Source organism: Mesorhizobium sp. M0522, from assembly GCF_040321085.1.
Lineage (GTDB): Bacteria > Pseudomonadota > Alphaproteobacteria > Rhizobiales > Rhizobiaceae > Mesorhizobium.
In genome coordinates, this window is record NZ_JAMYQW010000025.1 from 95,828 (window position 1) to 102,982 (window position 7,155).

Annotated in this window: 8 protein-coding genes; 6 read left to right on the forward strand and 2 right to left on the reverse strand. The window is 60.0% G+C overall.

Features of this window, described 5'->3' with window-relative positions:
• Nucleotides 1-15 precede the first annotated feature (15 nt).
• Nucleotides 16-1,242: an iron-containing alcohol dehydrogenase gene (locus NKI58_RS23920; protein WP_352786147.1), complete on the reverse strand. Its 1,227-nt coding sequence runs from the start codon at nucleotides 1,240-1,242 to the stop codon at nucleotides 16-18.
• Nucleotides 1,243-1,574: 332 nt separating this feature from the next.
• Here NKI58_RS23920 and NKI58_RS23925 point away from each other — a divergent pair, with 332 nt between their 5' ends.
• Entirely contained in the window at nucleotides 1,575-2,267 is a 693-nt protein-coding gene (locus NKI58_RS23925) for a GntR family transcriptional regulator (protein WP_352595591.1), read from the forward strand.
• Nucleotides 2,268-2,418: 151 nt separating this feature from the next.
• A complete protein-coding gene (locus NKI58_RS23930) occupies nucleotides 2,419-3,012 on the forward strand; it encodes a DJ-1/PfpI family protein (protein ID WP_352493019.1) in 594 nt (197 codons plus the stop codon).
• Between the two features lie 133 nt (nucleotides 3,013-3,145).
• Here the strand turns inward: NKI58_RS23930 and NKI58_RS23935 are convergent, their stop codons facing one another.
• Nucleotides 3,146-4,096, reverse strand: coding sequence for a GntR family transcriptional regulator (locus NKI58_RS23935; RefSeq protein ID WP_502897025.1), 951 nt, complete (start codon nucleotides 4,094-4,096; stop codon nucleotides 3,146-3,148).
• Between the two features lie 120 nt (nucleotides 4,097-4,216).
• On the opposite strand from NKI58_RS23935, the gene NKI58_RS23940 reads away from it, so the two are divergent.
• The 4 genes from NKI58_RS23940 to NKI58_RS23955 all read left to right on the forward strand — a co-directional run bounded on the left by NKI58_RS23940 (nucleotide 4,217) and on the right by NKI58_RS23955 (nucleotide 7,059).
• Nucleotides 4,217-4,471 (forward strand): hypothetical protein, encoded by a 255-nt coding sequence (locus NKI58_RS23940; protein ID WP_352595583.1) that lies wholly within the window; start codon nucleotides 4,217-4,219, stop codon nucleotides 4,469-4,471.
• The gene (locus NKI58_RS23945) at nucleotides 4,447-5,268 is read left to right on the forward strand and encodes an ABC transporter permease (protein WP_352595585.1); all 822 of its coding nucleotides are present in this window, start codon (nucleotides 4,447-4,449) and stop codon (nucleotides 5,266-5,268) included. Before NKI58_RS23940 ends, NKI58_RS23945 begins: the two co-directional genes overlap by 25 nt.
• Nucleotides 5,265-6,050: an ATP-binding cassette domain-containing protein gene (locus NKI58_RS23950; RefSeq protein ID WP_352595587.1), complete on the forward strand. Its 786-nt coding sequence runs from the start codon at nucleotides 5,265-5,267 to the stop codon at nucleotides 6,048-6,050. The genes NKI58_RS23945 and NKI58_RS23950 overlap by 4 nt, the downstream gene beginning before the upstream one ends.
• 94 nt (nucleotides 6,051-6,144) lie before the next feature.
• A complete protein-coding gene (locus NKI58_RS23955) occupies nucleotides 6,145-7,059 on the forward strand; it encodes a sugar ABC transporter substrate-binding protein (protein WP_352595588.1) in 915 nt (304 codons plus the stop codon).
• Nucleotides 7,060-7,155: the final 96 nt, after the last annotated feature.

Below are 7,155 nucleotides of genomic sequence, written 5' to 3' on the forward strand. Positions count from 1 at the left end.
GATATTCCCGATTGTTTAAATGACGCAGCTGGCGAGGTCGCCATCAAAGGCGGCCTGGACCAGGCGTCGCATGGATCCCAAATCGAATGGCCGCGGATTGTTCTTGATGAGGCGCTCGATACCGATCGCTTGTTCCGCCGTCCAATCGAGCTTGTCAGCAGGCAGCCCCAGCTCGGCCAACGAGGGGGTGATCCCGATTGCCCCAAACAGCCGACTGACCTCGCCAATGGTCGCGTCGGCCAGCTCTTCGGGCGTCCGGCCTTTTCCATCGAGGCAGAGCGCGTTGGCGATCTCGGCCATCTCGGTCGCTGCGGCTGTTTTGTTGTACTTCATGACATACGGCAACATGGTGGCGACACCCAATCCGTGAGCGGTGTGGGTTATCGCGCCAACCGGATATTGCACGGCGTGCGCTGCCGCTGTGCCGGCCGTTCCGAACGCGCAGCCGGCTGCAAGTGCACCCATCATGACGTCGGCCCGGGCGTCCTCGTCGGAGGGCTGGCGGTATGCCGTTTCAAGGCTTCGGCCAAGCAGCTTGATCGCCAGCAGGGCGAAATGATCGGTCAAAGCGGTTTTGCCGATAAAGACATGTTTCTGCGGAAGGCCGGGATCGGTCCCACGCCTGGCGGCGGTGAAGGCCTCGATCGCGTGCGTCAGCGCGTCGGCGCCTGCGATCGCCGTCAATCCCGGCGGGCATGTCATCGTCAGTTCAGGGTCGCAGATAGCCGCGGCCGCGATCAGATACGGGCTGGAGATGCCGACCTTCAGCGTGCGATCCGGATCCGAGATCACGGCAACCGGGGTGACTTCAGAGCCGGTGCCGGCTGTCGTCGGCACCGCGATCAGCGGCAGCGTCGGGCCGGGCACCTTGAACTCGCCGTAGTAATCCTGGAGCTGACCGCCGTGACTGATGAGCAACGCGGCGCATTTCGCCATATCGAGACAACTGCCGCCGCCAATGCCGATCACCACGTCGGGCGCGAACTTCCGTGCTTCCTCGACGCAGACGGCAACGGTGTCCCGAGGAACGTCGGGCAGCACACGATCATGCACCAGTACGTCTATCGAGGCGGCTCGCAGCCCAGTGACAATCTCTGCGAACGGGCCCGTTGCGGCAAAACGTTCATCGGTGCAGACGAGTGCGCGACGCCCGAGCCTCGCCGCGACAACCGGAATGACGTGGCGTTGGCCCTTCCCGAAGAGGATTTCGCGCGGCAGCCTTAGGGCAGCGAAAAGGCTCATGACCTGCATCCTGTGATGATGTCTGGATTGGAATGCGAGATGGTGTTCAACTCGGCCCAAAGGCCGGGTTCGATGTAAAACCCGTCTCGCAACGCGTTTGCGTATCGACGTGCCGAACCATCGCCCGCAACGCTGGCGGTCCGTTCAGCAGGTGAGGAAGCACGGGCTGCCAGGGCGGCACGCTGTTCCAGCAGGGCCACTGCAAATTCGATTGCTTTGTCTCCTAGCTGCCGCAAATGATATCCTCTATAAAATCGTATAGGATATAGGATTGCGTTGGCCGGAGCATCGTGTTAGCAACTCAATGTGTCAAGAGGCAAAACATGCACGCCATGAACTTACCCAGTCTAGACGAAGCGAACCTCGCCGGCGGGCGTATCCAGCGCTCCAGCAGCCTGGTTGAGGACGTCTACGAAGTGATCTTTGCGCAACTCATGTCCCTGAAGATTGCGCCGGGCTCGCGCATCACCGTCGACAGCCTGGTCAAGGAATTCAACGTATCCCACACGCCGATCCGCGAGGCGCTCGGCCGGCTCGAAGGCGAAGGCCTGGTGCTGAAGACGCATCTGATCGGTTACCGCGCTGCGCCGCAGATTACGAAACGACGGTTCGATGAACTCTACGAGCTTCGCCTGCTGCTCGAGCCTCATGGTGCAGCCAAGGCAGCGGTGCTCATGGACGAGGTAAAGCTCGCACAGCTTCAGACATCGGCCGGCGTCATGGCGCGCCGTGAGGGCAAGGACGAGCGCCTGCGGTATTCCAACTTCGCCCGCCAGGATGCCATTTTCCATGACAAGGTTATGGAATTCGCCAACAACGAACTCGCGCGCGAGACACTGGCGCACCAGCATACCCACTTCCACATATTCCGCCTGATGTTCCATTCGCGCGTCACCGAGGAGGCGCTTGACGAGCATGAGGCCATCCTGGCCGCTTTCGCTGCGGCCGATCCTGCCGCTGCCGAGCAGGCGATGCGTCGCCATATCGAGCATTCCCGCGACCGTTTGTTGTTGGCGTTCGACTGAGACTGTCCCGATGTCCCCGTACCCGCCGTTGACGGTCATCACGCAGGCCAGAGCCAACGAAGACTACTTCCCCGATTCACCCTTCTAGAAACTCAAACCTGCCAGGCGAGTCCAGGTCTCGCCCGGCCGTTGTCACAGGAAAGGAAGTACCATGCCAGGCAAAAAGATCCTGATGCTGACCGGTGAATTCACCGAGGAATACGAAATCTTCGTCTACCAGCAGGCGATGGAAGCGGTGGGCCACACCGTGCACGTCGTGTGCCCAGACAAAAGCGCCGGAGACCTGATCAAAACATCGCTGCACGATTTCGAGGGCGATCAAACCTACACCGAAAAGCTCGGCCACTATGCGCTGATCAACAAGACCTTCTCCGACGCTGAGAAGCAGCTGGAGCAATACCACGCCGTTTACTGCGCCGGCGGTCGTGGCCCCGAATACATCCGCACCGACAAGCGCGTGCAGGCGATGGTGCGCCACTTCCACGAAACCAAGAAGCCGATCTTCACGATCTGCCACGGCGTGCAGATCCTGATTGCGGTGGACGGCGTCGTGCGTGGCAAGAAGGTCGGCGCACTGGCGGCTTGCGAGCCCGAAGTGACGCTTGCGGGCGGCACCTATATCGACCTGTCTCCAACGGAGGCATATGTGGATGGCACGATGGTTTCGGCAAAGGGCTGGACGGCCCTTGCAGCGTTCATCCGCGAATGCCTGAAGGTGCTGGGAACCGAAATCCGCCACGCTTAGACCTTCTTCCGACGCATCTCAAAGGGGTGCGTCGGTTCCCTTCTGGAAGGGGAACTTGTCACCGCCAGTTCGGCCCGGATCATAAAACGCCTGCATCACGCTGAGTTTGCCTCCCATGGGCGGAGGTCTTTCGTTATGCATTGATGCTCGTTTCATCAAATGCCGTAAGCGAACGCATCAGTGTTTCCCTCGCTGAGGCCAGATGCGCTCGGCAGGCCACCTGAATCCGAGTGGAGTTGCGGCTCTCAAGCGCATCGATATAGGCAATGTGTTCGTGGATTGCGGCAAGGTTGCGCTGCTTTTCGTCCTGCTTGTTCCACTGATAGTGATAGTGGAAAATGAACGTGATGATGTCGTAGAAATCATCGATGAAGCGGTTCGGTGAGGCCTCGTTTATGAGCCGGTGAAACCGGTTGTCCAAGCCGGAGAAGTCGTGAAAACGGCCTTCAATTCGCTCCAGCAGGTCGGCATGCGCCATCTTGAGCGCGGCGAGTTTCGACCATAGCGGAGAACTGTCCGGCTGCAGTGAAAACAGTTGTGCCGAACGCAGTTCGAACATCACCCGGATCTCGAAGAGCTCAAGTGCAAAGTCTTCGGTGAAACCCTTGAAAAGCCAGCCTGTATTCGGCCTTTTCTCGATCAGTCCAAACCGGCTGAAGCGGATCAGGAATTCGCGAATTCCATTGGTCGCAACACCGAATTGGCGTGCAAGCTCAAGCTCATTGATGCTGGTTCCGGGCCTGGTGTCACCCCGCAGCATCCACTCCATGAACTGTTGTTCGACATGCTTGGCGCGAGGCGTGGTTTCGGCGTCCGGATAGTAGTCGTTGTCGCTGACCTGGCGGCCCGTCGACCTGAGGCCGTTGCGCTCGGTGACAAGTTCGCGGTTAACAAGTTCTCGCAAAACCTTTCGGACGGTTGTGCGGCTGACGCACATTCGCCGTCTAAGCTCATTTTCGGAAGGAAGTTCACCGGCCAGTTGCCCGTCGTGCAGCATATTTGCAGCTCGATTGAAGGCCTCTTGTAGACGGTGTCGGTTCTCATCGGATTTTCCTTTGGAACAATACCTTGTCCTTTTTAGCATGAACTTTATCCATAAAAAACAACTTGACCCGCCTCGGTCGGTTGTTTTTTATCGATAAGAAGAGGCACGAATTGAGTGTTTGACGATGTGGCTCGCACAAGCTGCGGCGGGGAGGGGAATTTGCCTGAAACGGGAAACAGCGGCACGACTGTCGGCGAGGCCACTTTGCCAGCATCCAGGAAGCCAGACGCCGTCCCCGGCCTTGCGCTCGGCCTGATGCTGCTGATCGCTGGTCCGGTCGTCATCCTGGTGCTGCTGATCGCCGTCCTCAGCTTTCTGTCGCCCTATTTCCTGACAGGTCGCAATCTCGGCAACATCCTGGCCAGACCGCCGTTATCTCGGTTGTCGCGATGGGTCAGCATCTGGTCATCCTGACACGCGGCATCGATCTCTCCGTCGGTTCGAACCTTGCACTGGCTTCCGTCGTCGGCGCGCTGAGCTTTCATGCCGGCGCCCCCGCCACCGTTGTGATCGCGGTGATGGTTGGCTGCGGCGCCACGGTCGGCGCCATCAACGGGCTCTTCTATGTCTTCGGCCGACTGCCGCATCCTTTCATCATCACGCTGGCAACATTGAGCATCGCCAAGGGATTGGCGCTGCAACTGGCCGATGGCCGCGCCATCCCTGGCATGCCGGATTCGATCGATGCGCTTGGCCGCGACTCGGTCTGGGGTCTGCCTGGATCAGTTTTCGTTGTTGCCGGTGTTGCCGCGATGCTTTTCGTCATGGCTAAAACCATGGTCTGGGGGCGCTGGATTTATGCCGTTGGCGGCCGGCCCGACGCCGCATTGCGCATGGGTATTCCCGTGTCCTGGGTCCTGGTTTCGGTCTATGTCATCTCAGGGCTGTGCGCCGGCATCGGTTCAGTCATCCTTGCCGGCCGCACGGACGCCGGTTCGCCGTTGTTCGGCAATCTGCTGGAACTGGATACGATCGCGGCGGTGATCATTGGCGGCGCCAGTTTTCTTGGTGGTCGGGGCCACCTCGGCCATGCCTTGATCGGCGCCATCATGATCGGCGTTATCCGCAACGCGCTCAACCTGCTCAACGTCAATGTCTTTTTCCAGCTCATCGTCATCGGCGTGGTCATCGTCATAGCGGTCGAGTCCGACGTGCTGCGCAATTACCTCGAAGGGCGTGTGCGTGTCCTGCAAGCCGGGAGGCAGTCATGAGCGCCGTTGCGGCCAACGCCGATCATGCGGTCACCGCGGACAATCCCGTGCTGGCGGTACTCGGTGCTACCAAGCGTTTCGGTTCAGTTCTGGCGCTGGACGATGTTAGCATCGAGGTGCGGCGAGGCGAGATCGTCGGCCTGCTCGGCGACAATGGCGCGGGCAAATCGACGCTAACCAAATGCATCAGCGGGGTGCACCAACTCGATGCCGGCGCGATCTTTTTGGATGGTGCGCCAACGCAGATACGCTCCCCTGCGGATGCGCGCTTCGCCGGCATCGAGACCGTCTATCAGGACCTGGCGCTGTTCGACAATCTGACACCGGGACAGAACTTCTTTGCCGGTCGCGAGTTAGCTGGCCCGCAATGGCTTCCGCGCGGCCTGCGATTTCTACAGCAGCGCCGAATGGACGCCGAGACCCGCGCTCTGTTGGTGAATCTCAAGGTCACGTTGCCGCGGCTGGATGCCGTCGTCGCCATGATGTCGGGTGGACAAAGACAAGCCGTTGCCGTGGCCCGCTCGACCGTGTTCGCCCGCAAGGTTGTCATTCTGGATGAGCCGACCGCCGCACTCGGCCTGCGTGAATCACGCCAGGTGCTCAATCTGGTTGCTGCGCTCCGCGACCAGGGCAATGCCGTCATCCTGATCACTCACAACATGGAACACGTCGTCGAACTCGCCGATCGCGCGGTGGTGCTTCGCCAGGGCCGCAGGGTCGGCGAACTGGTGCCGACCAAGGACAACAAACAGGAGCTGGTTTCCATGATCGTTGGAGCCTGACCCGTTCGAAATTTGGGGACCTTTCCGGTCCGCAAATGCCTGAAGCGTCTCCCGCCGGGAGGCGTTTCAATTCCAAGGGAGGAATAAAATGCCAATGAACCGAAAACTGTTCGCAGGGCTGGCGATCGCCGTTGCGTTTTCCGTGCCGGCTTCGGCCGCAGACAAGATCAAGGTCGGCCTGATTACGAAATTCCCGGTGCCGTTCTACTCGACCCTGGAGGACGCTGCCAAGAAATATGCGGCCGCTCATCCGGAGATCGAACTGGTCACAGGCCAGGGCCAGGCGGCTACCGACATTGAAGGCCAGATCGCTCTGATCGAATCCATGATCACGCAGGGCGTCAAGGGGCTTGCAATCACCCCGGTCGACCCGACGGTCGCGCCGGCGCTCGACAAGGCGGTGGCCGCCGGCATTAAGGTGGTTCTCGTCGACAACAGCATCCCCAACTGGAAAGGCCAGACTGCGTTGGTATCGACCAACAACCTCAATGGCGGCAAGATCGCCGGAGAATACCTCAAGACGGTGCTCAAGAGCGGTGACAAGATCGGTATCCTGCAAGGCGTTCCCGGCGTGCCGGCTCTGGACGACCGGGTCACGGGCATGATGGAGGGACTGGGCGACGTCAAGGTCGATGTCGTGGGCAAAGGTGCAACCAACTGCACGCTGGAGCTTGGTACGTCAGTGACCGAAGACATCCTGACCGCCAATCCCGATCTCAAGGCAATCTACTCGGCCTGCGGCCCGCCGATCCCTGGCGCCGTCAAGTCGATCAGCAATGCCGGTATTGCCAACGACAACCTCATAGTGGTCGGCTTCGACGCCTGCTGCGGAGAGATCGAAGCGATCAAGTCGGGAGCGGAGGACGCCAGCGTAGCTCAATTTCCCGCGAAAATGGGTGAGCTTGGCATCGACACTGTCGTCAAGGCCATCCGTGGCGAATCCGTCGACGCCAATGTGGATACCGGCGCCGGACTGGTGACGCTGCAGAACGTCAAGGACTTCGAGTGATCCACCAGTGGTTGGGCGGCCCAGGCGCTCGGAACCCGCGACCAACCAGGGCTCACAGCCCCCGACTCACCATATAAAAAAAGACCCAGCACCACA

Excerpts from the sequence above, each read along its gene's own strand:
- NKI58_RS23920 (WP_352786147.1), bottom strand. The coding sequence starts at position 1,242 with ATGAGCCTTTTCGCTGCCCTAAGGCTGCCGCGCGAAATCCTCTTCGGG.
- NKI58_RS23935 (WP_502897025.1), bottom strand. The coding sequence starts at position 4,096 with ATGCTAAAAAGGACAAGGTATTGTTCCAAAGGAAAATCCGATGAGAAC.
- NKI58_RS23930 (WP_352493019.1), top strand. The coding sequence starts at position 2,419 with ATGCCAGGCAAAAAGATCCTGATGCTGACCGGTGAATTCACCGAGGAA.
- NKI58_RS23955 (WP_352595588.1), top strand. The coding sequence starts at position 6,145 with ATGAACCGAAAACTGTTCGCAGGGCTGGCGATCGCCGTTGCGTTTTCC.
- NKI58_RS23925 (WP_352595591.1), top strand. The coding sequence starts at position 1,575 with ATGAACTTACCCAGTCTAGACGAAGCGAACCTCGCCGGCGGGCGTATC.
- NKI58_RS23945 (WP_352595585.1), top strand. The coding sequence starts at position 4,447 with ATGGGTCAGCATCTGGTCATCCTGACACGCGGCATCGATCTCTCCGTC.
- NKI58_RS23950 (WP_352595587.1), top strand. The coding sequence starts at position 5,265 with ATGAGCGCCGTTGCGGCCAACGCCGATCATGCGGTCACCGCGGACAAT.